The sequence below is a fragment of the Streptomyces violens genome, from assembly GCF_000717745.1.
Lineage (GTDB): Bacteria > Actinomycetota > Actinomycetes > Streptomycetales > Streptomycetaceae > Streptomyces > Streptomyces violens.
On record NZ_JOBH01000043.1, the window covers coordinates 1 to 710 of the forward strand.

The following is a 710-nucleotide window of genomic DNA, read 5'->3' on the forward strand; positions in this document are numbered from 1 at the left end:
CCCGGTTCGGTGCGGGTGGCGCTGCAGGCCGTCGAGGAGGGCCTGGACAAGGTCTTCACCGCCGCCGGCGCCGAATGGCGGCACGCGGGCTGCTCGATGTGCCTGGGCATGAACCCCGACCAGCTGGCCCCCGGCGAGCGCTCCGCCTCCACCTCCAACCGCAACTTCGAGGGCCGGCAGGGCAAGGGCGGCCGCACCCACCTGGTCTCCCCCCAGGTCGCCGCCGCCACCGCGGTGCTCGGCCACCTGGCCTCCCCCGCCGACCTGTCCGACGCCGCCCCCGCGCCCGCCCCCGCCCACTGGCTGAAGAAGGTCACCCGGGACGGGTTTGAGGACGGTCTCTTCGAGGCCTGGCGCAAACAGCCCGACTTCGTGCTGAACCAGGAGGCCTACCAGGGCGCCACCGTCCTGGTCGCCGGCCCCGACTTCGGCACCGGCTCCTCCCGCGAGCACGCCGTCTGGGCCCTGCAGAACTACGGCTTCAAGGCCGTCATCTCCTCCCGCTTCGCCGACATCTTCCGCGGCAACTCCCTCAAGAACGGACTGCTGACGGTCGTGCTGCCGCAGGAGACCGTCGAGGCGCTGCAGCAGCTGGCCGAGGCCGACCCCACCGCCGAGGTCACCGTCGACCTGGTGCACCGCGAGGTACGCGCCCAGGGCATCAAGGCCGCATTCGAGCTGGACGAGAACGCCCGTTGGCGACTGCTGGA

The 710-nt window shown here is 72.3% G+C and carries 1 protein-coding gene; it reads left to right on the plus strand.

The window, feature by feature from the left end; all coding sequences use genetic code 11:
* On the plus strand, positions 1-710 hold a 710-nt coding region (gene leuD, locus IF04_RS40075), incomplete at both ends, for a 3-isopropylmalate dehydratase small subunit (protein WP_078601215.1).